26 protein-coding genes are annotated in these 26,864 nt (G+C 58.0%); 13 read left to right on the forward strand and 13 right to left on the reverse strand.

What is annotated here, in order from left to right:
- Positions 1-38: 38 nt before the first annotated feature.
- Both HMPREF1287_RS00650 and pth read right to left on the reverse strand, forming a co-directional pair.
- Positions 39-878 carry a fumarylacetoacetate hydrolase family protein gene (locus HMPREF1287_RS00650; RefSeq protein WP_023017667.1) on the reverse strand — a complete coding sequence of 280 codons (840 nt, stop codon included), beginning with the start codon at positions 876-878 and terminating at the stop codon, positions 39-41.
- A 5-nt stretch (positions 879-883) separates the two neighbouring features.
- Positions 884-1,417, reverse strand: coding sequence for an aminoacyl-tRNA hydrolase (gene pth, locus HMPREF1287_RS00655; RefSeq protein WP_005279989.1), 534 nt, complete (start codon positions 1,415-1,417; stop codon positions 884-886).
- 154 nt (positions 1,418-1,571) lie between these two features.
- Here pth and HMPREF1287_RS00660 point away from each other — a divergent pair, with 154 nt between their 5' ends.
- Entirely contained in the window at positions 1,572-1,727 is a 156-nt protein-coding gene (locus HMPREF1287_RS00660) for a hypothetical protein (RefSeq protein WP_023017668.1), read from the forward strand.
- A gap of 73 nt (positions 1,728-1,800) precedes the next feature.
- Here the strand turns inward: HMPREF1287_RS00660 and HMPREF1287_RS00665 are convergent, their stop codons facing one another.
- From HMPREF1287_RS00665 to HMPREF1287_RS00680, 4 genes are all read right to left on the reverse strand, one after another.
- On the reverse strand, positions 1,801-2,466 hold the full coding sequence (locus tag HMPREF1287_RS00665) for a 50S ribosomal protein L25/general stress protein Ctc (RefSeq protein ID WP_005279991.1): 666 nt from the start codon (positions 2,464-2,466) through the stop codon (positions 1,801-1,803).
- 464 nt (positions 2,467-2,930) lie between these two features.
- Positions 2,931-3,905, reverse strand: a complete 975-nt coding sequence (locus tag HMPREF1287_RS00670) for a ribose-phosphate diphosphokinase (RefSeq protein ID WP_005279993.1) — start codon at positions 3,903-3,905, stop codon at positions 2,931-2,933.
- A gap of 16 nt (positions 3,906-3,921) precedes the next feature.
- Complete coding sequence (gene glmU, locus HMPREF1287_RS00675) at positions 3,922-5,367, reverse strand: bifunctional UDP-N-acetylglucosamine diphosphorylase/glucosamine-1-phosphate N-acetyltransferase GlmU (protein WP_023017669.1); 1,446 nt, start codon at positions 5,365-5,367, stop codon at positions 3,922-3,924.
- Between the two features lie 69 nt (positions 5,368-5,436).
- Positions 5,437-6,633, reverse strand: coding sequence for a hypothetical protein (locus HMPREF1287_RS00680; RefSeq protein WP_023017670.1), 1,197 nt, complete (start codon positions 6,631-6,633; stop codon positions 5,437-5,439).
- 137 nt (positions 6,634-6,770) lie between these two features.
- Here HMPREF1287_RS00680 and HMPREF1287_RS00685 point away from each other — a divergent pair, with 137 nt between their 5' ends.
- Entirely contained in the window at positions 6,771-7,487 is a 717-nt protein-coding gene (locus HMPREF1287_RS00685; protein ID WP_005279998.1) for a trimeric intracellular cation channel family protein, read from the forward strand.
- A gap of 38 nt (positions 7,488-7,525) precedes the next feature.
- On the opposite strand, the gene HMPREF1287_RS12550 is transcribed toward HMPREF1287_RS00685, so the two are convergent.
- From HMPREF1287_RS12550 to HMPREF1287_RS12380, 3 genes are all read right to left on the reverse strand, one after another.
- Positions 7,526-7,672 (reverse strand): hypothetical protein, encoded by a 147-nt coding sequence (locus HMPREF1287_RS12550; protein ID WP_023017671.1) that lies wholly within the window; start codon positions 7,670-7,672, stop codon positions 7,526-7,528.
- 49 nt (positions 7,673-7,721) lie between these two features.
- On the reverse strand, positions 7,722-8,342 hold the full coding sequence (locus tag HMPREF1287_RS00690) for an Ltp family lipoprotein (RefSeq protein ID WP_005280001.1): 621 nt from the start codon (positions 8,340-8,342) through the stop codon (positions 7,722-7,724).
- 86 nt (positions 8,343-8,428) lie between these two features.
- A complete protein-coding gene (locus HMPREF1287_RS12380) occupies positions 8,429-8,737 on the reverse strand; it encodes a hypothetical protein (protein WP_156905112.1) in 309 nt (102 codons plus the stop codon).
- 443 nt (positions 8,738-9,180) lie between these two features.
- Here HMPREF1287_RS12380 and HMPREF1287_RS00700 point away from each other — a divergent pair, with 443 nt between their 5' ends.
- A complete protein-coding gene (locus HMPREF1287_RS00700; protein ID WP_023017673.1) occupies positions 9,181-10,089 on the forward strand; it encodes an NAD(P)/FAD-dependent oxidoreductase in 909 nt (302 codons plus the stop codon).
- A 370-nt stretch (positions 10,090-10,459) separates the two neighbouring features.
- Positions 10,460-11,239, forward strand: coding sequence for a DUF4300 family protein (locus tag HMPREF1287_RS00705; RefSeq protein ID WP_023017674.1), 780 nt, complete (start codon positions 10,460-10,462; stop codon positions 11,237-11,239).
- 288 nt (positions 11,240-11,527) lie between these two features.
- Here the strand turns inward: HMPREF1287_RS00705 and HMPREF1287_RS00710 are convergent, their stop codons facing one another.
- On the reverse strand, positions 11,528-12,172 hold the full coding sequence (locus HMPREF1287_RS00710) for a hypothetical protein (RefSeq protein WP_023017675.1): 645 nt from the start codon (positions 12,170-12,172) through the stop codon (positions 11,528-11,530).
- Positions 12,173-12,638: 466 nt separating this feature from the next.
- On the opposite strand from HMPREF1287_RS00710, the gene HMPREF1287_RS00715 reads away from it, so the two are divergent.
- From HMPREF1287_RS00715 to mfd, 3 genes are all read left to right on the forward strand, one after another.
- Positions 12,639-13,112 carry a hypothetical protein gene (locus HMPREF1287_RS00715; RefSeq protein WP_005280005.1) on the forward strand — a complete coding sequence of 158 codons (474 nt, stop codon included), beginning with the start codon at positions 12,639-12,641 and terminating at the stop codon, positions 13,110-13,112.
- 729 nt (positions 13,113-13,841) lie between these two features.
- Positions 13,842-14,459, forward strand: a complete 618-nt coding sequence (locus tag HMPREF1287_RS00720; RefSeq protein ID WP_005282075.1) for a TetR/AcrR family transcriptional regulator — start codon at positions 13,842-13,844, stop codon at positions 14,457-14,459.
- Positions 14,460-18,101: a transcription-repair coupling factor gene (gene mfd, locus HMPREF1287_RS00725; protein WP_023017676.1), complete on the forward strand. Its 3,642-nt coding sequence runs from the start codon at positions 14,460-14,462 to the stop codon at positions 18,099-18,101.
- An 11-nt stretch (positions 18,102-18,112) separates the two neighbouring features.
- Here the strand turns inward: mfd and nadC are convergent, their stop codons facing one another.
- The 3 genes from nadC to HMPREF1287_RS00740 form a co-directional block, all read right to left on the reverse strand.
- The gene (gene nadC / locus HMPREF1287_RS00730; protein ID WP_023017677.1) at positions 18,113-19,042 is read right to left on the reverse strand and encodes a carboxylating nicotinate-nucleotide diphosphorylase; all 930 of its coding nucleotides are present in this window, start codon (positions 19,040-19,042) and stop codon (positions 18,113-18,115) included.
- On the reverse strand, positions 19,043-20,041 hold the full coding sequence (gene nadA, locus HMPREF1287_RS00735) for a quinolinate synthase NadA (RefSeq protein ID WP_042403631.1): 999 nt from the start codon (positions 20,039-20,041) through the stop codon (positions 19,043-19,045).
- A gap of 133 nt (positions 20,042-20,174) precedes the next feature.
- Complete coding sequence (locus tag HMPREF1287_RS00740; protein WP_023017679.1) at positions 20,175-21,650, reverse strand: amino acid permease; 1,476 nt, start codon at positions 21,648-21,650, stop codon at positions 20,175-20,177.
- Positions 21,651-21,719: 69 nt separating this feature from the next.
- Between HMPREF1287_RS00740 and HMPREF1287_RS00745 the strand changes: the two genes are divergently transcribed.
- From HMPREF1287_RS00745 to HMPREF1287_RS00770, 6 genes are all read left to right on the forward strand, one after another.
- Positions 21,720-22,310 (forward strand): MazG nucleotide pyrophosphohydrolase domain-containing protein, encoded by a 591-nt coding sequence (locus HMPREF1287_RS00745; RefSeq protein WP_023017680.1) that lies wholly within the window; start codon positions 21,720-21,722, stop codon positions 22,308-22,310.
- Between the two features lie 90 nt (positions 22,311-22,400).
- Entirely contained in the window at positions 22,401-23,162 is a 762-nt protein-coding gene (locus HMPREF1287_RS00750; RefSeq protein WP_005280013.1) for a lytic transglycosylase domain-containing protein, read from the forward strand.
- 92 nt (positions 23,163-23,254) lie between these two features.
- Positions 23,255-24,532 carry a phosphopyruvate hydratase gene (eno, locus tag HMPREF1287_RS00755; RefSeq protein ID WP_023017681.1) on the forward strand — a complete coding sequence of 426 codons (1,278 nt, stop codon included), beginning with the start codon at positions 23,255-23,257 and terminating at the stop codon, positions 24,530-24,532.
- A 234-nt stretch (positions 24,533-24,766) separates the two neighbouring features.
- Positions 24,767-25,327 carry a septum formation initiator family protein gene (locus HMPREF1287_RS00760; RefSeq protein WP_005282089.1) on the forward strand — a complete coding sequence of 187 codons (561 nt, stop codon included), beginning with the start codon at positions 24,767-24,769 and terminating at the stop codon, positions 25,325-25,327.
- Positions 25,328-25,335: 8 nt separating this feature from the next.
- Positions 25,336-25,884 (forward strand): DUF501 domain-containing protein, encoded by a 549-nt coding sequence (locus HMPREF1287_RS00765; protein WP_023017682.1) that lies wholly within the window; start codon positions 25,336-25,338, stop codon positions 25,882-25,884.
- Positions 25,885-25,893: 9 nt separating this feature from the next.
- The gene (locus tag HMPREF1287_RS00770; RefSeq protein ID WP_005280018.1) at positions 25,894-26,859 is read left to right on the forward strand and encodes a Ppx/GppA phosphatase family protein; all 966 of its coding nucleotides are present in this window, start codon (positions 25,894-25,896) and stop codon (positions 26,857-26,859) included.
- Positions 26,860-26,864 lie beyond the last annotated feature (5 nt).

The following is a 26,864-nucleotide window of genomic DNA, read 5'->3' on the forward strand; positions in this document are numbered from 1 at the left end:
AACCCAGCCACAGCATGTGCGGGGTATGTGCAACAGGCTTAGAGGCCGGGCTCGCCGTAGCGAGTGGTATTAGAAATATGGCCGAGCCCTTCGATATCGATGGCTACCGTATCGCCATCCTGGAGGAATTGTTGCGGGTCGCGGGCAAACCCAACGCCTTCGGGCGTACCGGTCACGATGACGTCACCGGGGTTGAGGGGATAGAGCTGTGAGCAAAATTCGATGAGCTCAGCGATGGAAAAGATGAGGTCATCGGTATTGTCTTGCTGGCGCACCTCGCCATTAACCGTGGTGGTCAGCCGCGCGCTACCACCTGGCGCCCATTCATCAGGGGTGGTCAGCCAAGGCCCAAACCCTGCGGTGCGATAAAAAGACTTGCCAGCGTGGAATTGGCTGGTCTGGCGCTGAAAATCGCGCAGGGTGTAGTCATTCATGATGGAATACCCCGCCACGTAATCCAATGCGTCCGCGCGGGTTACGCGGTGCGCGCGCTCGCCGATGACCACCGCAAGCTCACCCTCATAGTCCAGCTTCTGGGTAGCGTATTCGGGGATATAGACGTCATCGAAGGGGCCGGTCAGGGCATCGGCGAACTTGATAAACAGCGTGGGGTGCTCGGGAAAGTCGCGGCCCATTTCCCGGATATGCTTGGCGTAATTAAGGCCTACGCAGATGATCTTCCCCGGCGTTGGGACGACTGCTTCTAAATCATGCTGATCAAAGACTATTGGCACGCCGGATAGCTGGGCGGCCTTGCGCCAATCTTCGCTGCGCAGCAGCGCTCCTACGTCTTCGTAGTCCAGCTCCACTCCCACATTATCGCCTTCAATGCGGATTGCGGAGGTGCCGAACGCGGTGCGAAGAGTAGCCAATTTCATGCCAGCTAGTCTAGCGCACTCCTTATTTCTGCTACCGCGTCAGCGCAGAGGATAGGGATTTCCACCTTTTCTTGCTTGGACCATGGCTTGAGCACAAACGATGCCGGATCCATCCGGCCTGGCGGCCTTCCGATGCCGATGGAAAGACGCTGATAGTCCTTAGTACCGAGCGACTTCGTAGTAGAGCGCAGACCGTTGTGCCCGTGATCGCCACCGCCTTGGCGCAATTTCACGGTCCCGAAGTCGAACTCTAATTCATCGTGCACCACCACAATATCCGCGGGCGCCAGATGGAAGTACTGGGCGAGTGCCTTGATCGGCCCGCCAGAAAGATTCATAAAGGACCGCGGTTTAGCGCAGATTACCTTGCGGCCGGATAGCATTCCTTCCGCAACCTCGGTATTAGTCTTCTTATGTACCGAAAAGCTGCTCATTAATTCACCGGCGAGCTCATCGGCAACGTCGAAGCCGATATTGTGCCGCGTGCCTGAATATTTCGGGCCAGGATTGCCAAGGCCTACTACGAGTAGTGGAGTCACTGCATTATTGTCGCATAGATTGAAATTCTATTGGAAATACAATTCCATGCTCCATAGAATAAGCCGCCGAGTATCATTGCTGCTCGGTTGCTAAAAATACCTCTTACAGCGGTGGACTTGGAGAAGTATCGTAGTGATTAAGGAGGTGCGTCCCATGCCCGAAAAACTACCTGAAGTTGCTCGCGAAACCGAAAAGATTCCTAGTAGCAAAGTTGCTGCTGCGCGGCTCATTATCAAACGCGCTAAGGAAGGCAAAGGCAAGATCGAAATCACGCCTAGAATTCGTGAACTTGCCGGACAAGATTTATAAAACCATCTATAAAACCACGATATCGCCGTGAGCAGCAATGCTCACGGCGATATGCGTTTGGGGGAGTGGGAAATTACTCCTCGGAGTCGTCGGACTCGGAGGACTCGCCTTCGCCCTCTTCGTCGACGGAGTCGGCACCAGCGTCGGCGCCGCCTTCCTCGGCAGCCTCAGCGGCCTCCTCGAGCTCCTCGTCAACCTCAGGCAGGGTGATGGAGAGGATAACGGTCTCTGGGTCTGCCACCAGGGTGGTGCCTTCCGGCATAGTGATGTCGGCGGCGGTGATGACCTCGCCGTCCTCGAGGCCCTCGATGGACAGCTCGATCTCTTCCGGAATGTTCAGTACGTCAGCCTCAACCATGAGGACGTCTGCATCCTGGATGTGCATGGTGCCCGGTGCGGACTCGCCGGTCAGGGTAATCGGAACCTCAACCTCGACCTTCTCGCCGCGCTTAATCAGCAGCAGGTCAACGTGGTCGATGTCCATGGTGAGCACGTTCTGGTCAACGTTCTTGACCATGGTCAGGTACTGCTCGCCCTCAATCTCGAGCTCCAGAACGGCGTTGACACCGTTGTTGCGAACGAGGGACTGGATGTCCAGCAGCGGCACTGCGAAGTGTACGGGCTCCTGGTCGCTACCGTAGATTACGCCGGGAACCTTCCAGTCGCGGCGCAGGCGGCGGGCGTAGCCCTTGCCAAAGACGGTACGTGGTTCTGCTTTAATAATTGGGCGCTCTGCCATGATGCAATCTCCTTTGTCGGTGTAGTGCGGCGAGGCTATCGAAGTTATAAAAACGACGAAAGCCTGCCGATGAACGTCTTGGACGAGTCATCGCAGGCGTCAATAAAAGCAACATGCTCTAACTTCAATCGCGTCGATAACGGCTTCCCAATTTTTGAGTCGCCCTCGCCGAGACTGAGTTAGATTAGCATCTCTCGGCCGACGAAACCAAAACCCACCCCGTTAATCTTCCTTCGCGCCCTTTCCTCTGATTACGCCCTTCGCGCTCACCGGCGGCGCGTATGTCTGTAGCTCGGGTTACGCAGTGAGCGCGAAGGGCGGGTGGGAGAACAGCAGGCGGTAGTGCTTGCGTGTACCTGCGCCGCCCTCGGCGCTCACGGGCGGGGATGGAAAACACCAACACCCCGCCGTTCACGGTGAGCGCGAAGGGCGGGGTGTGAGGTGTAGTGCGACCGGCTAAACGCTTATGCGCGGTCGAAAAGGGTAGTCACGGAACCGTTTTCGAAGATCTCGTGGATGGTCCGAGCCAGAAGCGGGGCGATGGACAGGACCTTGAGGTTGGACCAGCCTTCGGTGGACTGCGGCAGGGTATCGGTGGTGATGACTTCCTCGGCACCGCACTCGGACAGGCGCTCGCGGGCGGGGTCAGAGAAGACGCCGTGGGTGCAGGCGATGATGACCTTCTTTGCACCTGCTTCCTTGAGGACGCGCACGGCGCCGGCGATGGTGCCGCCGGTGTCAATCATGTCATCGAGAAGCACGCAGTCCTTGCCCTCAACTTCACCCACCACGCGGTTGGAGACCGTCTTATTGGCCTCGGTATTGGAGCGGGTCTTGTGCACGAAAGCCAGCGGGGCATCGCCCAAGTCGTGGGCCCACTTTTCGGCGACCTTCACGCGGCCGGCATCGGGGGAGACGACGGCGATGTTATCGGTGGCGTACTTGGACTTGATGTAGTCAGTCAAGATGGGCTGGGCGTGCATGTGGTCCACAGGGCCGTCGAAGAAGCCCTGAATCTGGTCCGTGTGCAGATCCACTGAGACGATGCGGTCCGCACCGGCTGCTTGCAGGAGGTCTGCGACCAGGCGGGCGGAGATGGGCTCGCGGCCCAAGTGCTTTTTATCCTGACGCGCATATGGGTAGAACGGCAAGATTGCGGTGATGCGCTTGGCGGAACCACGCTTCAACGCATCGATCATGATGAGCTGTTCCATCAACCACTTATTGAGCGGTTGGGAATGCGATTGCATGACGAAGCAGTCAGCGCCGCGCACGGACTCTTCGAAGCGGATAAAGATTTCGCCATTGGCGAAGTCCCGGGCGGTGGTAGGAACCAGATCGGTGTTAAGTTCCTTTGCCACTGCCTCTGCCAATTCTGGGTGTGCGCGCCCAGAAAAGAGCTTCATGTTCTTGCTACTACCAGTTACCTTGCCAGTCATAGGAGAATATGCCCCTTTACTTTTCGTTGTCCTGTGCACGGGCTGCGGCTTCTGCCGCTGGGGTGCCCGGACGCTTCTTTTCAACCCAGCCTTCGATATTGCGCTGTTTGCCACCGGAGACTACGAGTGCTCCCGCGGGAACATCGTCTTTAATTACTGTACCCGCACCGGAGTACGCGCCATCACCGACATTGACCGGAGCGATAAACATCGTATCCGAGCCGGTGCGCACGTGGCTGCCAATGGTGGTGTGGTGCTTGTTCACACCGTCGTAATTGACGAAGACCGAGGATGCCCCGATATTGGATTCCTCGCCCACGGTGGCATCACCAATATAGGTAAGGTGCGGCACCTTGGTACCGCGGCCGAGCTCGGCATTCTTCGCCTCCACGAAGCCGCCGAGCTTGCCGTCTTCGCCCACGATGGTATTCGGGCGAATAAAGGTAAAAGGCCCGATCTTGGCGTTGACGCCGATGACGGAATCGCTGCCGTGGGTGCGGACGACGGACGCGCCGGTACCGATCTGCATATTCGTCAACGTGGAATCTGGGCCGATCTCGGCATTATCGGCAATGCTCGTTGCACCCCACAGCTGGGTGCCGGGGTGGATGGTGACATCGGTGCCGATGGTGACATTGACACCGATCCAAGTGGTCTCTGGATCGATGATGGTGGCGCCACCGCGCATAGCCTTTTCCACCATGCGGCGGTTGAGCTCGCGGCCAGCGGCGGCCAGCTGCACGCGGTCATTGACGCCGGCGAGTTCCTGCGGATCCGCGGCCACGTGCGCACCCACGCCATGCCCAGCGGTGCGGGCGATTTCGAGGACATCGGTAATGTAGAGCTCGCCCTGCGCATTATTGGTATCAAGCTTGGTTAGGGCATCGCGCAATGCTGCCGCATCGAAAGCGAAAACGCCGGAATTGACCTCATCAACCAAGCGCTGTTCATCGGTGGCATCCTTGTGCTCCACGATGGCGGACACAGACCCGTCCGTGTCGCGAATGATGCGGCCATAACCGGTGGGATCTGCAAGGCGCATGGATAATACCGTGACCGCATTGCCTTGAACGGTGTGGGTATCGCGCAGGCCCTCGATGGTTTCTGGGGTCAAAAGCGGCACGTCACCATTGGTAACGATGATGGTGCCTTCAAAATCCGAAATCGGGGAAATCCCGCAGGACACGGCATGGCCGGTACCGCGCTGTTCTTCCTGCACGGCCTGCACAACCTCGCGGTCCAGCTCATTCGAAATCTTTTCTACGACGGGTGAGACCTGCTCGCGCTGGTGGCCCACGACGGTCACGAGGTGGTCTGGATTAATTCCCGCCGCGGCGTGCAGTGCGTGTCCAAGCAGCGTGCGACCGCCAATTTCGTGCAAAGTCTTTTGCTTTGTGGATTTCATGCGCGTGCCGGCGCCCGCCGCGAGGACGACGACGGCACTTGGGGTAGTTGCTTCCACGGTCAACAAAACTCCTGGGGGTTGAGTTTGATTAGTTCTTCGGGCTTCATCATATAGTCCCTATTTAAACTATGTGCGAGAAACCTCCTTTAGGCTGCCCGCGCGCCACACGCCAACAAAGCCAACGAGCGCCAAGAAAATCAACGCTGCCTCTGGCCCCGCGAGGGCAATGACGGAAGAAATACCACCCACGATGAGCAAAATAATGCCCATCATTGTATTAGCGGCACCCACGTACTGCGTCCTTTTATCGCCGCCGGCCATATCCACAACGTAGGTCTTTCGGGCCACGCGGACTGCCGTATGCGCGAGGTTGACGGCAAAGAAGCCGAGCGGCATGACCCAAGCATTCACGGAGTCTGGGGCCCAATGGGAACCAGCCACGATGAGCAGGATGATGACGGAGGAAATGGCCGCACCAGCCGCCATAGTGTTCTTGGAGGATCTATCCGAAAATATGCCAGAAACGCGCCCACCCACGAGCGAAGCCAGACCGGAGGCAAGCACGAAGCCGTAGATGCCGGAAAGGTCATCGTGCAGCAGCACGATAAATGCGGTAGAAAGCGCCGAGACCAGCAGCAGGGAGCGAACGATGACGAAGTTGCGGAATTGGGCATCGCCAGTAAAAAGCTTCCAGGTATCTGACCACCAGCTCTTATCGATGCCCTCTTGCTCCCCCTCCGGCACCGGCTCTTCCACGTGCGAAAATACCCACGTGGCAATGGCCCAGGTAGAAGCGCCGACCAATAAAACGATGCCCATAGTGGAAATCGTGAGATCCCCCAAGAGGAATAAGATGACGCCGGCAAGCAGAGTAGCCCCGCCGCCCAAGGCCGCTGCTGATCCGGTGACCCGGCCGCGCTGGCCCTTGGAAATCGTGCGCGCCTGCACGTCCTTTCCCGCAATAGAACACAGAGCGCGGAATAAGGACAGCGCCGCCAAGGCGAGAAGCACGACCACACCCAGCCATGCGCCACGGATAAAGAATGCGGCGAGGGCAATGACGGCGCCGGAGATGGCTTGGCCGGTTGAGCCGATCATCCACAAGCGCTTGCGGGCGCGGTGCGTGGTCACCCAGGGGGTAAGGGCGGCCTGCGGCAGCATGGAGCCAGATTCCCGGATAGGGGTAAGCAGGCCGGTGAAGAAGGCGGGAACGCCTGCCGCATTAAAAAGCGCTGGCAGCACTGTTTTGGAGGCAACGATCTGATCGCCTAAATTTTGCAGGCCATTGGACCAGATGAAGTACCTGGCATTTGAGTTAGACATGAAAGAACTTTCGAGATAACCGAGACAAAGCGGGATAACACTGTAATCCGGCCATAAGAGACCGGCTATCAACCTTACTCGCCCGCTACCCCTGGAAAGGGCGAAACCGGTGTGATCGGCTATGTTCAGTAGTTGTTATGCACGACGTGGATCCCCTCATCAACACGATGTACCAGGCCTTCGATCTGATCGGAGTGGCTTTGAACGGTATCATCGGCGGCACGATTGCCCGCCGCCGCGAATTCGACATCGTGGGATTTATTTTCCTCGCCCTCTTCTCTGGCCTGGCAGGCGGCATGATCCGCGACATGCTTATCGATGACGGCCCCGCCGCCGCCATTTCAGACCCCTGGTACCTGGGCCTTGCCTGCGCCGGCGCGCTGACCGCCTTCCTCATTGAACTGAAGGGAAAGGCGTGGGAGATTTTCCGCGAGCACGGCGATGCCATCATTTTGGGCATGTGGTCTACCACCGGTTGCGTGAAAGCACTGGCTGCGGGCATGCCCATGATCCCGTGCGTATTTTTGGGAGTTCTTACCGCCGTTGGTGGGGGAATGGTCCGCGATGTCGCCTCTGGACAAATCCCGTCCATTTTCGGCGGCAGCCCCCTCTACGCGGTGCCATCCATCGTCACCGGCATCGTCATGGTGACCTTTGCATCCTATGACCAATTCGCCATGGGCATGGTGGTTTCCCCGATCGTCGGCAGTGGCATGGCCATCATCTCCTACTGGCGGGGCTGGGTCCTGCCGCGCGCCGGGGTCGCGCCGGTGAACTACACCGCGGCACAGGTGGCCGCGATTGCCAAGAAGGCGGAGCTAAAAGGTTTTCGCCGCGGCCGGCGCAAGCGCTAGCGGACTAGACGCCTAGTCGGACCATGCCGTCGCCAGCTTTAAGGCAGGTTGGTGACGATGGCGATGATGACAAGGATAATAAGGACAAGAACGCTCCACCTAAGGAATGGATCCTTGGTTAAAGGCAACGGCTCCTGGGAGTCGTCATCAGGTCCCGGGGAAGACGTGGAGTGTGGAGCGTTCATGGCAGGAATCCTTTCGAGTGCAGTGGTGCCTCAATGCTAGTGAGGGTGACTACAGATTATCCACTGCGTACTGTGCTTCTTCTGCGGTGAACTTTTCACCGTATTCGCTGACGAGTTGGTCATAGATGGCGTTGGGGGACATGCTCATCATTTCTTCGTAATTGCGAGCCGTTTGAAGAGCATTATCGTGGTAGTCCGCTTCCAAATTATCAATGGCGTACTGGGCGGCTTCCGGGCTGAATTGCTCACCGTACTCGCTGCTGAGCTGGTCGTACAATCCCTGCTTGGACATGTGCATGGTGTCTGAGTACACCTTGGCGCTCTTCAGGGCATTCTTGAATTCGCGCGGGACGTCCTGGTCATCCTGCGCAGCGTGAGAATCTTCGCCTGCGTCAACCTCCTGAGCCTCTTCTTCTGGGTTGGCCTCCACAGTGTCTTGCTGGGTGGTTTGGTCCGTGGAGTTTGTGCTGCTGCTGTTTTCATCATCGCTGCCGCCCAAACCCGCAATGATGGAAATAACAATGAGGACACCGATGATGATTGCGCCCCATTTGAGGCACCCGCCCTTTTTCTTCTGCGGCGCGTCAGCTGGTGGTTGACCCACCGGTGGTTGGCCCGCGGGTTGAGAGTTATTGGAATACGGAGAGGGAGAAGAGGAGGGGGTACTCATGGTGAGGGTTCCTTTCAATGTGGGTGGGGGTATGGAAGAAAGTTTTCCGACATTGGCCACATTGTCGTGACTGTGGTCGAGAGAGATTAACGAAGCGGATCTTTAGCAACATGGACAGTGGAATCTTGTACATCACCCAGATCAACAACGATGGTGCAGGAATAGAACTCTCGGACTGGGGTGCCAAAGCCATTGGGAAAATCAACTTGGCCAAAGGCGTGGTACGTCCGTGGCGAATCGGTTATAGAATCTGGCGACTGAATATCAATCTCTTCTGGAAAACTGACTCCGCCGGGATACTTGGCCCGGTTGGTTACTTGCTCGCGGCATTTATCCAAAGCAGCCTCAGTATCTTGGGCTTCGCTTATCTTTAGTATGACAAAAATAAAGCCCATGAACACTACGAGGGCGGCCCCGACGAGTAATAGCCAGAACCGCCACCGCTTAAAAAGCGGCTTTTTCGGCTTTGTTGTGGGAACTGGGACCGGTTGTGTGGGATAGGGGGTCTGATATGGAGAGTTGTCCAACGCTAGGGTCTTTCGGAAGAGGAGTAACGAGTGATTGTTGCCGGTACGCACCCCGGCATCGGGCTGGGGCGTGAAGCTTCAACAGCTTTTAATAAATCAACCGGTCTGGACATAAGTATGGTGGAGAGTAAGGGAAATCGCCTATGTGTGCGAACGGTTCGTATTGTCTCAACGTATCTGTTAACTCGTGGGATCCTCGATTAATGCAGCCGCAGGCATTCGGCCTCTGCTCCCTAACTCGCTTTGTCTTAAGATGGGATTAGGAAAACTCGGTTATCAATGACTAAGCAGTTGGGAAGGGAAGAAATTCTATGAGGACGGACGTAGTAATTATTGGTGGCGGTTTTGCGGGCACTTCTGCAGCAATTACTTTGGCTCGCGCGAACCGGTCTGTCGTCTTAGTGGACTCACATCAGCCACGGAATAGGTTTAGCGAGCATTCCCACGGAGTTTTAGGTTTTGAGTCAGCTTCGCCTATTCAAATGCTGGAAAGTGGCCGCCGTGAATTTCAATCGTTTGGAGGAGAGATTATCTCTGAAAAGGCAAAGTTGCTCTCTCCTTTTGAGGATGACTCATCTGGGTGGAAAGCCGAATTGGAAAGCGGTGAGGTAATCTACTCGCGTCATGTAATCGTTGCTACAGGTATCACTGACGATTTGCCAGATGTTCCCGGACTAGAGCGGCTGTGGGGCTCACGAGTTTTTCATTGCCCCTACTGTCATGGCTACGAGGTCAAAAATAAGAACCTAGCCGTCATTGGAGGAAAGAACCCTCCCTTTACTTTCCGCATAGCAATGTTGCTCACTAAGTGGACGGATCGAGTGACTTTCTATCCAAATGGATTGGAGCTTCCGAAAGAGGAACAGCGACGTATGGAATCGCTAGGAATCACGATCGAACTTAATTTAGTGCAAGGGGTTACAGAATCTGAGCGATTTGATGGTGGCGTAGTTCTTGACGTAGGGCAGGAAAAGAGAGAATACGAAGCTTGCTTTACTGGGCCTGAATTTGTTCCCAATGATTCGATTCTCAGGAAAGCTGGATGCGCTGTAGAAAACGGTTGGATTAAAGCGGATTCTGGGATGACTTCGTGTGAGGGAATTTGGGCCGCCGGAAATGTCATCAGCTCTCCAGACCAGATGCCTCAAGCCATGGGAGCTGGAGCCGCCGTTGCCATCAAGGTGGATCAGAAGATGTTTGATGAGGATGTCTCCTGCTAGAGGAATTATATCTTTGTTGGGTATAAAAAGCTGAGGATAGAGGTGTTTTCTCAATAAAGAACCAACACGATGTGCCGCTAGGAGTGTTGAAAATCAAGCCTGCCCTATTTTCACGGGGCTATCGTGTACGGTCCCTTTTCGCTAGCATGTGATGATGCGCTTTTCCTACCTGACTGTCCCCACTGTGACAGCGTGTTTATTGTTAGCGGCCTGCTCGAATCCCGATAGTGGTGACACGAATCAAGCTGCGAGTGGTTCCGAATCTGCGTCGTCCTCCAGTGCCGCCGCGCAGTCAAAGGCGGCGGGCGCACAGCATACGGAGATTCCGACCGCAGATGGTGATGCGTCTCAGCTTCTGGCTGGGATGACGATGAGCAATCTCGTCGATAAGCAATCGCAAGAAGTAGCCCGCACCGCGCTTGCCGATGCCGGAGTGCCACAAGAAAGTATCGATGGCTTCTTTGAGTTGGTAGACGAATATAACACTGCCGTACCGACGGAGAGCATGGTGGCCGAAGGCTTCACGGATTACGGGACGCAAGACCCAGAATACGACGTGGAGGCCATTTCAAAGGCCTGGAATGATCATCACGCGGACTATGTGGGTACCAATTGCCGCATCAATACCTTCACCCTGGCGGATTCGCTCTTTTCCGTTGATGATCAGGACAACCCCAATGATTCCTTGTTATTCCTAGATCAACAGTCCCTAGATAATGCGCCGGATCAAATCTTTGATGAAGCCGAGCGTGCCAAGTTTGAGGCTTTTTATGGGAATGTGGAAACCACCATGGAGCAAGATCCGGGGCGGCACATCGCCGATATCAAGGCTTATTTTAAAGACCGCGGCATCGAGTTCGCGGATACCGATGCCCGAGTGGTCTCGGTATTCTCGCACGATACCTTGACCGAACCGGCCACGCTTTTCATCGGACATACCGGCGTTGCCGTGCCATATGAGGATGGCTACCTATTCTTGGAGAAGCTCGCCTTCGATATGCCTTACCAGGCGGTAACGGTGAAGGATATGCAGCAGCTTAATGATTACCTGATGCATAAATACGATGACGGTCCTGATCTGGAGTACGGCCAACCCGTCATCTTTGACAATGACGACGTCATAGAAGGCATGCGCTACGCCAAGAAATAAAAGGGCACAGTACCGCGCATGCCTTGACCCTGTGTGGAAACAAGGTATTGGCACACAGGGTTAAACGGCGTGTTTCCTAATTGGAATCAGGAAAGATTGTCTATTTATCCAGAATAAATGGTCAATCCCGCTTCCTGACACGTACGTGGTACTTCATGCTGGCTCCGAAAGTCCTGAGGCCAGCATCGTTTGATGATCTTCAGCACCCTCGGGCCACGTGTTCTATGGATTGGTTCCAAGTTGCGCCTTGAAAGGATTAAAGAAACCCTTCGCGAGACTGCCGCAACTTTATGACGGCAGTTCCCAGAACCAACGATTTGGGCCTACCGTCAAGCGAAAATCATGAGAGCCCTCGGGGATATTGAAATACATCGTGTAAGTTTGCTTGTCACCGCGTCGGATGTCACCCCAATAAAAATCAGACATACCCGAGGAGATGCACTCTTGGTTGGCAGTCAAGATGTAGTTTTCGTCGTCAGCATTGAGTGTTGACCACTGAGCCGCCCAGAGAAAGTCAGAGGGTTCATTGTTAGGATCTACGTCGACGTCGGAGCTCGCAGTTACCGTGGATTCAACTCGGTAAAGTTTGGTTCCTTCGGGACGTTCATCGATTTTTTGAGCGTCACATTCATCTAGCTGGGTGATGTCATCAATTGTGAAATTAACTTCGCAATGATTGAGGTCGCCATCGCACATGCCGCCGTGTAGTTTGCCGAGCTCGGATTGAATGTCCCCCTCTACGCTCTTGGGGTTGGCATTATTATCTGCCTTTTTCGCGTCGGTGTTTTCATTGGTTGGATTGTCGGAAACCTGAGTCGTGTCTTCCTCTCGGTTGCTGTCGTTGCTGCATCCAGCGAGGACGATGGGAGAGATTAATAGAATAGAGAGTAATCTTTTCACGTTGAGTGCCTTTCCTAGGGAGAGTGCCAGCATTTGAGAAATATTACCGTCACGAATTGCTAGTGGGGGTAGCGCGACCTATTTAGGGGCCTGACCCCGTTGTGTCCAGTTTCCGAGAGGCAGGCCCGATGTTGGGACCCCTCCACGGCGGGGTGGAGAGATAGGGATTTTGTGGGGCTCTTCCGGTCCGCATTACTGGTTTAATGCTTAAATTCGTAAAGCTTTCTTCACGAACACAAGTGACATCAGCCTTCTGAGCTCATGCGGTGGCGACTTTTGGTCTTGAAGGGTCGGCTAAGTGTATTAAGGCAAGCATAACCACGGTCACGTCGCGCGCTACTGTGATATATGCCTCACATTTCGGGCTTGCGATAGTTGATTGATATGTCCCTATAGGTATACTCACTAATCGTGTCGAGCTGGAGTTCTCAGAGGCTAGACACCGCCTCCCCAGCAAACGTTGGGAAAACTCACAAGACTCACAAGAAGGGTTGAAGACATGAAAATGAAGAATTACCGCCGCGTTTCCATCGCAGCTGCAACCGCCGCTCTGGGCCTGACTCTGGTGGCCTGCAGCGATAACGGCAGCTCCGCCCCAGCGACCGTTACCGAGACTGTTGCGTCGACTGATCAGGGCAACCAGAGCAACCAGAATGGTGGCAAGGAAACCGTCACCGTTACCTCTGGTGCTGATGCTAACGCGAACGGCGGCAACGCTGGTCAGGGCGGCCAGGCTGGTGGCAACGCAGCTACCAACGACCTGCCAACCGAAATCACCGGTTACTCCGGTGAGGCAGAGCGTGACCTCACCGAAGAGCGCCTGACCAAGGATGAAGTGACCCAGGTTCTGCAGCGTGCCCACAATGGTGAAGGCAAGGTCAAGTGGGACAACGACGGCTACTGGGAAGTTGAAGTTGGTGGCGTTGACATCGACATCGACAAGAACGGCCTGGTACTTAGCGTCGACCGCTAAATAGGTCATATTGCTTCTGTATAGGCTTTGTGACTATACAGAGCACTCAATAATTGGTTCTTTTTGAGAACCCAGCGGAACCGTCCGATGCGCATCTAGCGCACCGGACGGTTTTCTTATTGGCGGACCAACTGGTAGCAACAGCGTTGAGCGGTGGGGATTCAATAATGTGGTTGCAGGAGCAGCCCTTCTCCTTCGTCATCTCCTCTTGTGCACCTACCTGTTTTAATCGAAGGCGTTGCGCATCCTGCTGGTTATCGGACAGACCCACTGAAATTGTAGATGAGCCACGAGAAGTCTTTGACAGAGTTGAAGAGATGACGTATGTTCCGGCTAGGTGCTGGAGCCATAGTCTCAGACTAAAAGCAAGCGCCAGATGGGCCAAGTCTCAGACTTATCACCCATAAATAGCGGGTATCCATACCGCATTGATTCCCATACTTACCGCGACGCCTCACTTTCCTGTGAGGCGTTTGCTTTGCTGCAATGACCCAAGAATTCAAGGCAACCGGGAGAAAAAGAAGAGCCCGTAACCAGAAAACCGGTCAACGGGCAATAAAAATGCTTCCCCACCAGGACTCGAACCTAGAATGGCGGTACCAAAAACCGCAGTGTTGCCGATTACACCATGGGGAACCACAGCGAATGCTGTAGTCATAGCGTACCTGACGCCCCCGGGTAAATAACAAATTACTAGGTAGGGGTGGGGCAAAGGATAGGGTAGAGGGCATGGTTCGACAGAGAATGACCGGGCGCGAGCGCCGCGAGCAATTGATTTCCATTGGGCGCGCCGCTTTTGCGGAATTGGGGTTTGAAGGCACCAGCGTCGAAGAGATTGCGTCCCGCGCCGGCGTATCAAAGCCGGTGGTCTACGAGCATTTTGGGGGCAAAGAAGGCCTGTATGCGGTGGTCGTGGATCGGGAGATGCTGGCGCTGGAAAAAGTCATTAAGGATTCTTTAGAAGAGGGCAGCTGGCGCGAGCGCATCGAGCAGGCCGTAATGGCGCTGCTGAATTACGTTGAGGAAGAAACCGATGGTTTCATCATCTTGGTGCGCGATTCGAAGCCGGGCGAGGAACGCAGCTTTTCCACGCTGCTGAATGCCGCGGTGGGGCAGGTGGCCTATATCTTAGGCGAGGCCTTTGAGCACCGCGGTATTAATCCGGAGCTAGCCAATATTTACGGCCAGGCCCTCGTGGGCATGGTCTCTACCACGGCGCAGTGGTGGTTGGATGAGCGCAGCCCGGATAAACCGGATAAGGAAGTCGTCGCTACGCATATAGTCAATCTATGCTGGAATGGTTTGTCCGGTATGGAAATTAAGCCCAAGCTAGGAGGCAGGAAGTAAATGGCGACGCCAATGCTGGCAGGTCTGCTTAAGGTCGCGGCCACAGACCCGAAGCTTAAGGGGCTCGTGGCCAATGTGGGCCAGGACCTGCACATTACGGGTATCGATCAGGCGCGCCCTTGGGCTCTTGGCACCTTGGCCCACCATGCGCCGGTGCTGGCGGTCACGGCCACCAGCCGCGAAGCCGAGGATCTCACCGCGGAGCTTACCGCGATGATGGGCGATAAAGTCGCGATGTTCCCGTCGTGGGAGACGCTGCCGCACGAGCGGCTGAGCCCGGGCGTGGATATCATCGGCAAGCGCGCGCAGGTGCTGCACAACATTGATGACCTGCGCATTATTGTAACGGCCGCACGCGGGCTGTCCCAGCCCATCCTGCAGGACATCGAGGGCCGCGCCCCGGTGCATCTGGAAGAAGACCACGAGTATAACTTCGATGATGTGGTGCGCAGCCTGGAATTTCGGGCGTATAAGCACGTGGACATGGTGGCCAAGCGCGGTGAGTTTGCCACCCGCGGCGGCATTATCGATGTCTTTCCCACCACCCTGGATTACCCGGTGCGCGTAGAGTTTTGGGGCGATGAGGTCACCGATATCCGCCAGTTTTCTGTTGCTGACCAGCGCACCATCCCGGAAATCGAGGTCGGTCGCGTGGATATCTTTACCGCCCGCGAGCTGCCGATTACGGATGCGGTGGCACAGCGCGCGGCCACATTGGCGGCGACGCATACCGGAAACCCGGCGCTGGTGGAGCTTTTGACCAAGGTCAGCGAACATATTCCGGCTGAAGGCATGGAGGCGGTTTTGCCCGTGCTTTCCGATGCCCCACTGATCACCCTCTCCGAGTTCCTCCCCGCCGCCACGCACGTGGTGATGATGGCGCCGGAAAAGATCAGGCGCCGCGTGGAGGATCTGGAAAAGACCGACGCGGAATTCCTGGCCGCCGGATGGGAGGCCGCGGCCATGGGCGCGGATGGCCCCTTGTCCACGGAAGGGCTCGATACCGAAGGTTCGAGCTACCGCTCCTTTGAGTCTCTGGAGGTCTCCATTCGCGAGGCCGGCCAGCCGCTGTGGACATTTTCCCCACCGGGCATGCTGGCCGGGCCAGAGGAAGAAACCCTGCCGCTCGAGTTCGAGCCCGGGCCCACCCCGCGCGGAGATATCAAAGAAATCGACGCCATGATGGCCCAGCTGCTCGCGCATACCAACGCCGGCGGGCGCGCGGCGTTTATCGCGCCCGCGCAGGGCGCCATCAAGCGCATGGTGGAACGCTTTGCCGAGCAGGGCATTCGCACCAAGGTGGCAACCCCCGGTTGGGAACCCAGCGCGGGCGAGGTCACCTTGTATCAGGCGCTTAGCCATGCCGGCTTGGTCTTTCCCAAGGTGCGCAAGCTCAAAGACGCTGAGGCACTCCCGCTCGTCGTGGTCACGGAAACGGATCTGACCGGTAACCGCGTTGGCGATATTGCAGACGCTAAGCGGCGGCCGGCCAAGCGCCGCAATAAGGTGGACCCGCTGGCGCTCAAGCAGGGCGATTTTGTGGTGCATGAAACGCACGGCATCGGCAAGTTTTTGAAGATGGCCGAGCGCACCATCCAATCTGGCGATGAGACCAGCCGGCGCGAATACATCGTGCTGGAGTATGCGCCCTCCAAGCGCGGGCAGCCGGCGGACCAGCTGTGGGTGCCGATGGATTCGCTGGATCTGCTGAGCAAATACACCGGCGGCGAATCGCCCCACCTTTCCAAGATGGGCGGCTCGGATTGGAAGAACACCAAGAAGAAGGCGCGCGCCGCCGTGCGCGAGATCGCCGGCGAATTGGTGGATCTCTATGCCAAGCGCCAGGCTGCACCGGGCCACCAGTTCGCGCCCGATAACCCCTGGCAGGCGGAGATGGAGGATAATTTCCCCTTCGTTGAAACCGAAGACCAGATGCTGGCCATCGACGCGGTGAAAGAGGACATGGAATCCACGGTGCCGATGGACCGCGTGGTCGTCGGCGATGTGGGCTATGGCAAGACCGAGGTCGCCATTCGCGCCGCCTTCAAAGCGGTCCAAGATGGCACCCAGGTCGCCGTCCTGGTGCCGACCACGCTGCTGGCGCAGCAGCACTTCGATACCTTTAGCGAGCGCATGGCCGGTTTCCCCGTCAAGATAGCGGTCCTATCGCGCTTTACCTCCAAGAAGGAAGCAACGGAGATCTTTAAGGGGCTTGCCGATGGCTCGATTGACATCGTCGTCGGCACGCACCGCCTGCTGCAAACCGGCGTGCACTGGAAGAACTTGGGCCTTATCGTCGTCGATGAGGAGCAGCGCTTTGGCGTAGAGCACAAGGAACACATTAAGGCGCTGAAAGCCAGCGTTGACGTGCTCACCATGTCCGCGACGCCGATTCCCCGCACGCTGGAGATGTCCATGGCTGGCATCCGCGAAATGTCGACCATCCTCACCCCGCCAGAGGATCGACACCCGGTGTTGACTTATGTCGGTGCCTACGAGGACAAGCAGGTCGCGGCCGCCATTCGGCGCGAGCTTTTGCGCGATGGCCAGACCTTCTTTATCCACAATAAGGTCTCCGATATTGAAAAGAAGGCGCGCGAACTGCGCGACTTGGTGCCAGAAGCGCGCATCGTCGTCGCCCACGGTCAGATGAATGAGGACGTGCTGGAAAAGACCGTCCAGGGATTCTGGGACCGTGAGTATGACGTTTTGGTCTGTACCACGATCGTGGAAACCGGCCTGGATATCGCCAATGCCAATACGCTCATCGTGGAAAATGCCCACCATATGGGCTTGTCGCAGCTGCACCAGCTGCGCGGGCGCGTGGGCCGCTCCCGTGAGCGCGGTTATGCCTACTTCCTGTACCCCAAGGGTGCCACGCTGACCGAGACCTCCTATGACCGCCTGGCCACCATCGCCCAGAACAACGATCTGGGCGCCGGCATGGCCGTGGCCATGAAGGACCTGGAGATGCGCGGCGCCGGCAACGTGCTAGGCGCCCAGCAATCCGGCCATATCGCAGGCGTGGGCTTCGACCTCTACGTGCGCTTAGTCGGCGAGGCCGTCGAGGCCTTCAAGTCCCTGGCCCGCGGCGAGGCACCTGCGGTAACAGACGAGGGTCCGAAGGAAATCCGCATCGATCTCCCCGTGGATGCCCACATTCCAGAGTCCTATATCGATTCCGAGCGCCTGCGCCTCGAGGTCTACCGCAAGCTCGCGGCCTCGCAGGACAACAAGGATCTCGCGGCGGCGCGGGAGGAGATGGAAGACCGCTTCGGACCCTTGCCCAAGGAGGTCGAGCGCTTGCTCGCCGTGGCGCGCCTGCGCCACCAGGCACGCCGCGCCGGGGTGGCAGACATTACAGTGCAGGGCACCCGCGTGAAATTCCACCCGGTGGAACTGCCCGATTCCAAGCAGGTGCGCCTAAAGCGCCTCTACCCGGGCTCGAGCTTCCGGGCCGCGGCCAAGGCCATCAATGTGCCTTTCCCCAAGGCTGGGCGCAATGTCACTTCGCCCAAGCTGCGCGATGAGGAGCTCATCCAGTGGGCGGCGGACTTCTTGAGCGCGCTTTTTGATGTCCAACCCATCAACGTCTCCGGCGAGGAAGCCGGCGCCGGGTCGGTCATCAGCGTAGGCGAGTAGCCGGTCGGCGCTTAGGAGAAGTCCAAGCCGATATCCAGCACGCGCACCGAGTGGGTGAGGGCACCGACGGCGATAAAGTCCACGCCCGAGGCGCCATACTCGCCGGCGTTTTCAAGCTGCAACCCGCCGGAGGCTTCTAGCGCCGTGGTTGGGCTAAGGGCTTGACGGCGGTGGACGGCGGTGTGGACATCGGCAAGCGCGAAGTTATCCAGCAGCACCATATCTGGGTGCAGCGGGAGTACCTCCTCGAGCTGGTCTAAGGTATCGACCTCGACCTCGCAGGCGATGTCCGGGGCATGTTCGCGCACGCGGCGCAGGGCCGTTGCTACGCTGCCGCCCACGGCGAGCACGTGATTGTCCTTAATCATGGCGGCATCGCCCAAGCCCATGCGGTGGTTCGCCCCGCCGCCGGCGCGCACGGCGTATTTCTGCAGCGCGCGCAGGCCAGGCAGCGTCTTGCGGGTATCGCGCACCTGGGCCTGCTTAATGCTTTCTGGCGTCCCTGTGTCCTCCGCCGCTGCTGCGATGGCATCGACCCAATGCCGGGTCTGCGTCGCGATGGCGCTTGCGTGCGAGACCATATTGAGCATGGTGCGCTCAGCGGCGAGCACCAAAAGGGTAGGGGCCTGCACCGTGGCGATGACCTGGCCTGGGGCAACGCGGTCGCCGTCGGTGGAGTGGAGGGTGATAGAGGGGGCATCGCCAAGCGTGGGGCCTGTATCCACGCCCCACTGGCTCAAGCGCTGGGCGGTCGCATCAAGGACCTGCTCTATAAGGCCCAAGCCTGCGATGGTGCCGGCCTCGCGCGCGGTGAACTCCGCCGTGCAAAGGGCCTTACCCGGCACCGTAGCAAGCGAGGTGTAATCCGGCCCGTAAGCGAAATCCTCGTCCAAGGCCGTGGCAATGAGCCCGGAGCAATCCGGCAGGCGCAGGTTTCCCATTTACTCGCCTCCGCCGGGGTTGCCAATGGAAATCATGGCCTCGAGGGACTTGCGCGCCGCATTCGCGGTATCTTCTGGCACCGTGACCTCATCGGTCTCTTCCACCAGGCAGCGCTCCAGGGCCTCTGGGGTGATCATCTTCATGTACTTGCACTCGGCGTGATCGTTGACGGCCTGGAAATCGATGTCTGGGGCGGCCTGGCGCAGCTGGTGCAGCATGCCGGTCTCGGTGGCAACGAGCACCTTGTTCTGCGGCTGCTTCTGGGACTGGGTGATCATCTGCCCAGTAGAGAGCATGTGCACGCGCTCTTGTGGCACCAAGCCCTCGTTAGCCAGGTACAACGCGGAATTGGAGCAGCCGCACTCCGGGTGGATGTACAGGTCCGCGTCCGGGTTGTCTTGGGTCTGTTGGGTCAGCTGCTGGGCGCTAATGCCGGCGTGCACGTGGCACTCACCGGCCCAAATGCGGATATTTTCCCGGCCGGTCTCGCGCTTGACGTAGGCGCCCAAGAACTGGTCTGGGCAAAAGAGGATCTCTTTATCCGCCGGCAGCGAGTTGACCACGTCGACGGCATTGGAGGAGGTACAGCAGACATCGGTTAGCGCCTTGACCTCAGCGGTGGTATTGACGTAGCTGACCACGAGGGCATCGGGGTGCTCGGCCTTCCAGGCGCGCAGCTCATCGGCGGTGATGGAATCTGCCAGGGAACACCCAGCGCGCTCATCGGGGATGAGGACCTTCTTATTTGGCGAAAGGATCTTGGCGGATTCCGCCATGAAGTGCACGCCGCAAAAGACGATGATATCTGCATCGGTTTCCGCCGCCTTGCGCGAGAGCGCCAAGGAATCACCGGTGTGGTGGGCAACGTCTTGGATCTCCGGGATCTGGTAATTATGGGCCAGGATCACGGCATTGCGCTGCTCCGCTAATTCTTTGATCCGCTCGGCCCAGGCCTTACCTGTTTCGGTGTCCGAACCGGCATAAGTGGCAGAGGGCATGACGCCAACATTCGTTTGAGTCACAAGTGCTCCAAAAAGTGATAGTCACGGGAATAAGTGGGGTGTTATAACCGTACTAAACTGTCTGTGTTGAAGACCACTTGCGATGGCCCGTGGCTGGCGGGCGAGGCGGCTAGAGCTCCAGCGATCCTTGGGCGAGGCCGACCGCAGCGATGATGGCGGCCACCAACACCACGATGACGATGGACCACTCAAATCGGTTAAAAAGCTTCTCGCGTCGCGATAGGCGGGTGAGCACATACGGGATAAGTCCCGGCACAACGGCGAGGGCGCCGAAGAGAATATAAACCGGGTCGGCGGCGTAAATCAGCCACAGCGAGTACACAAAGGCCACCAGCGCAATGCCAAAGTGGCGCCGGTTTTCGCGCCTGGGAATATCCGGCCCAGATAGATCGAACCGCGTCCCGGCGTGCGGGTGGGTCACGCCCTTGCCGCGTATCGCTAGCAGCAACAGATACAGCGAGGAGAAGATATAGGGCAGGAGGTACATGATGGTGGCGAGCTGTACCATCGCGGCATAAGACGCCTCGTTGACGTAGAAGACGACGATGAAGATCTGGATGGCGGAGGTGGAAATCAACTGGGCTACCCACGGGGCGCCGGCCACATTGATGGTGCCGATGCGGCGGGGGATTAGGCCATCGATGGCCATCATGACGATGGGCTCAGCGCACAGCATTTGCCAGGAAACGTAGGCACCAAGGACCGAAAGGCATAGGCCAATGGAAATCAGCGCGCCGCCCCAGGGGCCGACGACCTCCGTAAGCACCGAAGCCATGGAGTTATCCGGCAGCGCGGCCAGCTCCTCTTTGGTCATCACGCCAAAGCTCAAGGTGGATACGGAGACCAAGAGCGCCAGCACGGAGAAGAAGCCAATGACGGTAGCGCGGCCGACATCGGTGCGCTTAGCGGCCTGCTTGGAATAGACGGAGGCACCCTCTACGCCGATAAAGACCCAGACGGTAAAGAGCATGATTCCTTGGACCTGCTCAAAGACGCTGGCATTGGAATTTTGGCCCCAGAAATCCAGGGTGAATTTATCCCAGCTAAAGCCGATGAACGCGACCAAGACGATGAAGGCCAGGATGGGGACGATCTTGGCAATCGTGGTTACCAGGTTCATGAAGGCGGCCTGCTGCACCCCGCGGGCCAATACGGCGAAGATGCCCCACGATAGGAGGGAGACGGCGATGGCAGAGGGCCACCTATGGTCGGCATCGAAAAGCGGCAGGTAATGCCCAATCGTATTGAAAAACAGGGTGGCATAACCTACCTGCGCCATCACCGAGCCCAGCCAATAGCCCCAGCCCGAGGTAAAGCCGATGAAATCACCCAGGCCAGCGCGCACATAAGAATAGACGCCGGAATCAAGGTGGGGTTTTCGGTACGCCAAAATCTGGAAGACGAAGGCAACAGACAGCATGCCGATACCCGCCACCAACCAACCGATGAGCATGGCACCTGGGCCCGCCACGGAGGAAATATTTTGGGGTAGCGAAAATATGCCCGCGCCGACGGTGGATCCGATAATCAGCGCGACAAGCGTCCACAACGACACCGAGTGGGACTTATTTTGGCTGGAGGTCATTGGCCTAAAGTACCGCGCCTGCCCCGTTAAAGGGAACTTGAGAAAATACACGGGATAGACTTTGTAGCTATGACAGTCCTGTTGCTCGATGAACGCTGGCCCACCATGATCCCCATGCGCGCCTATGGCAGGTTATATGGACCCGTTCAGTTCACCGGGGAAGTGCCGGTATCAGTGCGGTGGAATTTTTCGGATCTCTTAAGCGGCGATGATGCCACCGGCACCTTGGTCACCACCGATGAACACGATCCAGAAACCCAAGCGCGCATTGCCACCGGCGAGCAGGTCATTAAGGCCGAGTCGCTTGACGATGCCGTGATGCAGGCGCGCAGCGCCATGGCGACGGCCCGGCGCATCGGCGAATGGGAGCGCGAGCAGACCCACGAATCCCTCCTGCCGTACCTAGAAGAAGAGGCAGGCGAATTTGCGGCGGCCGTGCGCCAGCGCGCGCCCGAGGAAGATTTACTCAAAGAGCTTGGGGATATCTTCCTGCAGGTGCTTTTTCACGCCGAGATTTCCTCCTTTTCGCTAGACGATGTCGCCGCTAGTTTCCTGCGCAAGCTGCGCTCCCGCGCGCCGTATCTCTTTGATGGCACGGTGGACATAGTGGGCGTAGAAGAACAAAACCGCCTCTGGGCGGAGGGGAAATCGCGGGAGTAAAAGCCGGCTAAGAGTCTCAGGGACTTTTACGCGCGGCGGGCGCGTGTAGTTATCCGGCGGGGTGAATGTCACTTAGTAGGATGGCTACTCATGAACAGGCTGCTGCGAACAATCGGGGGCTGCGGGCTAGCCGTAGTAATCATCATTGCGCTGGTAATGGGGCTATTTGTATCCAATTCCACCGATGATTCCTCGGTCCCAGATGCCACCCCGCCCGTAGGTGGAAAAGAGGTGGCCAATATCGATGTCAACGCGCCGGGCCGCACGGCCGATAAGCTCACCCACTGGGCATCGGATTTGGCAGAAGCGACCGATATCCCGCCGCAGGCGCTGCGTGCCTATGGCAACGCGGAACTTATCGCTCGGCAGCAGCACCCGGGCTGCAATTTGCGGTGGAATACACTCGCGGGTTTGGGCTTTGTAGAAACCCGGCACGGCACCTATAACGGCAACTGGTTTAAGTCCTCCAAGTTGGATGACAACGGTTACCCGCAGCCGCCGATCGTCGGCATCACCCTGGATGGCTCGAATAACACCGCGCACACTCCGGATACCGATAACGGCGAAATCGACGGCGATACGGAATTTGACCGCGCGGTAGGTCCGTTGCAGTTCATCCCCACCTCGTGGGAGTCCGTCGGCGGCGATGCCAATGGCGATGGCAAGGCCGACCCGAACCAGATCGACGATGCCGCCCTGGGCGCGGCGAACCTCTTGTGCTTTGGTGATAGGGATCTCAGTAACCCGGATCAGTGGGAAGAGGCCATCTTAAATTACAACCAGTCCAGGGAATATCTGGACAAGGTAGCCCACGCGGCCAATGCCTACTCGGTACCGCAACCGGCTCGCTAGCCTCACGCGTTGCGGTTTTCTGGAACAATTGGGCCTGTAACTGAACTAAGTGGCTCAGCGACGAACATCATCTATAAGGAGTGAGTTACAGCATGGCTGGTATCATCCACGCATTTGGACGCGAGATTCTGGATTCCCGCGGTAACCCGACCGTAGAGGCCGAGGTCTTCTTGGAGGACGGCGCCCACGGCGTTGCCGGCGTTCCCTCCGGCGCATCCACCGGTGTGCACGAGGCACACGAGCTGCGCGACGGCGGCGACCGCTACCTGGGCAAGGGCGTGCAGAAGGCCGTAGAAAACATCAACGAGGAAATCGGCGATGAAATCGCTGGCCTCGAAGCTGATGACCAGCGCCTCATTGACCAGGCGCTCATCAAGCTGGACGGCACGGATAATAAGTCCCGCCTCGGCGCCAATGCCATCCTCGGTGTTTCCATCGCTACCGCTAAGGCCGCGGCCGAGTCCGCCGCGCTGCCGCTCTACCGCTACATCGGCGGCCCAAACGCTCACGTTCTTCCCGTTCCCATGATGAACATCCTGAACGGCGGTTCCCACGCTGACTCCGGCGTGGACGTGCAGGAGTTCATGATTGCCCCCATCGGCGCAGAGACCTTCACCGAGGCTCTCAGCATCGGTGCTGGCGTATACCACTCCCTGAAGGCCGTCCTGAAGGACAAGGGCCTGTCCACCGGTTTGGGCGATGAGGGCGGCTTTGCTCCTTCCGTCGATTCCACCCGCGCTGCGCTCGACGTCATCGTTGAGGCCATCAAGAAGGCCGGCTTCGAGCCAGGCAAGGACGTTGCCCTGGCCCTCGACGTCGCTTCCTCCGAGTTCTACGAGGACGGCAAGTACCACTTCGAAGGCGGCGAGCACACCGCCGAGGAGATGTCCAAGGTCTACGAGGAGCTCATCAACGAGTACCCCATCGTGTCCATCGAGGACCCACTGCAGGAAGACGACTGGGAAGGCTACACCACCCTGACCGCCGCTATTGGCGATAAGGTCCAGATCGTCGGCGATGACTTCTTCGTCACCAACCCGGCTCGCCTGCAGGAGGGCATCGATAAGAAGGCAGCCAATGCGCTGCTGGTAAAGGTCAACCAGATTGGTACCTTGACCGAGACCTTCGATGCCGTAGAGCTTGCACACCGCAACGGCTACCGCACCATGATGTCCCACCGCTCCGGCGAGACCGAGGACACCACCATTGCGGACTTGGCTGTTGCCCTCAACTGCGGCCAGATCAAGACTGGTGCCCCGGCCCGTTCCGAGCGCGTGGCTAAGTACAACCAGCTGCTGCGCATTGAGCAGGAGCTTGGCGATGCCGCCGTCTACGCCGGCCGCTCCGCCTTCCCACGCTTCAACGCTTAAGGCCTGGCGGTCTAGTCTAGAAGCTAGACGCCGCTAGGAATTTAGTCCCCGTCGCACCCCGAAAAGGTGCGGCGGGGGCTTGCTCGTTGTGTCACCATTTTCTGTGTAGGGTGGCCGCGAAAGGTCCATTGCGCAGCACCTGTTCCGGGCGCTGAAACCGCCCGAGAAAGTTGGTGAATTTCCGCGCGTGCCACGCCCGTGTTACTGGTGTGGCGGCGCTAGGATAGTAACCCTATGGCACGTGAGAAGAAGACGGAGCGCCGCCGGAGCCGCACTAGGGTTCCGGTGGCCTCGCGTGCTGCGGATATCCGCAAATCCCAGCGGGCGCAGGAAAAGAAGAACCGCAAGCCCGATCGCATGAGCATCGTCGGCATGACCGTCATCGTGGTCTTTGTCTTGTTGATGCTCGTCATCATCGCGGTGCCGCTGCGCAATTACTACCACGGCCGCTCCGAAATTGCCCGGCTCAATGAATCGATTGCCGCGAAGCAGGATGAAAAAGATGCCCTGTTGGAAGAGATCGATAAATATAAATCCGAGGACTATATCAAGCAGGAAGCCCGGCGCCGCTTCGGCGTGGTAGAGCAGGGCGAGACCGCGTACCGCATCCTCGATCCGAATATCCAGCCCGATAACCAGGTCACGACCAATAGCAAGGAGCAGGAGGATTCGCGCCCGTGGTTTGAGGTGCTGTGGGATTCGGTGGCGCAGCCGCCCGAGGAAGAGGCCCCAGCGGGCGAGTCGCATCACCTGCCGATCGAGCCAGCGCCTGAGGAAAGCGGCGATGTGCGATAATTGTTCGCATGACCGTCACTGATGCAGATTTAGCCATCGTTTCCGAGCAATTGGGCCGCACCCCACGCGGCGTGCTGGAGATATCCTTCCGCACGCCGGACGGCCAACCGGCCGTGATTAAAACCTCTCCCAAGCTGCCGGATGGCACCCCATTTCCCACGCTGTATTACCTCACCGATCCCCGCCTCACCGCGGAAGCCTCCCGGTTGGAGGTCGCCCACGTGATGAAGTGGATGGAGTCCCGCTTAGCCGAGGACAAAGAGCTCGCCGCGGACTATCACCACGCCCACGAGCACTTCTTGGCCAAGCGCAACAAGATTGAGGACTTGGGCACTGATTTCTCTGGCGGCGGCATGCCCGAGCGGGTGAAGTGCCTGCACGTGCTCATCGCCTATGCGCTTGCCGAAGGCCCACAGCACTTCCGCCTCGGCACCGAGGCCGTGGCCATGGCGGCCGACCACGGTAAACTGCGCGGGACGGCGATTCCGCAGGACTGGCCCACGGTGGAAGATCTGGGCATTGACCTAGCGGAGTTCGATTTTTCCAACGCGGAATAGGAGTAAGACATGACCCGCGTGGCAGCCATTGACTGCGGTACCAATTCCATTCGCCTGTTAATTTCTGAGATCGATGAAGACGGCAAGGTGCGCGATATTACCCGCACCATGGAAATCATTCGCCTGGGCCAAGGCGTGGATGCAACGGGTGAAATTGCCCCCGATGCCTTAGAACGCGCCCGCGTGGCCTTGGAGGGCTATGTGCGCCAGATGAAGTTTGAAAAGGTTACCCGCGTGCGCATGGTGGCAACCAGTGCCACCCGCGATGCGAAGAACCAGCAGGAATTTTTCGATATGACCGCCGAGCTTTTGGGTCAGATCCAATCCGGCGCAAAGGCGGAGGTTATCTCCGGCGAAGAAGAAGCACTCCTGTCCTTCAACGGCGCGGTAGCCGATATGGAGCCGGACCGCGGCCCCTTCTGCGTCATTGACTTGGGCGGCGGGTCCACCGAATTCGTCGTGGGCACCGCCGATGAAGAGATTCTAGGTTCGCACTCCGCGTACATGGGCTGCGTGCGGCTGACCGAACGCATCATGCGCACCGACCCGCCCACAGAATCAGAAATCGAGATCGCCTCCGAATACGTGGCAGAGCGCATGGGCGAGGTGGAAAAGATCGTCCCCATGTCCAAGGCACGCACCATCGTGGGCTGCGCGGGTACATTCACCACGCTATCCGCCCTGGCCCAGGGCCTAGAGCGCTATGACCCCGATGCGATCCACGGCTCGGAGCTGCGTTTTGATGCCCTGCGGGTGCTGCTCAAGCAACTCGTCAGCATTCCCTCGGAGGAACGCGCCCTCAATCCGGTCATTCACCCAGGCCGCGCCGATGTCATCGGCGGTGGGGCAGTAGCCGTTGAGGGAATCATGCAGCTTATCGAGCGAACCAGCGATGCACGTAGCTTCTTCATCAGCGAAAAAGACATCCTAGACGGCATCATTGCAGGTCTGGTTAGTGAATCCACCCCTCATTAACTCTT

It is taken from the genome of Corynebacterium sp. KPL1986 (assembly GCF_000477975.1).
GTDB classification, from domain to species: Bacteria; Actinomycetota; Actinomycetes; order Mycobacteriales; family Mycobacteriaceae; genus Corynebacterium; species Corynebacterium accolens.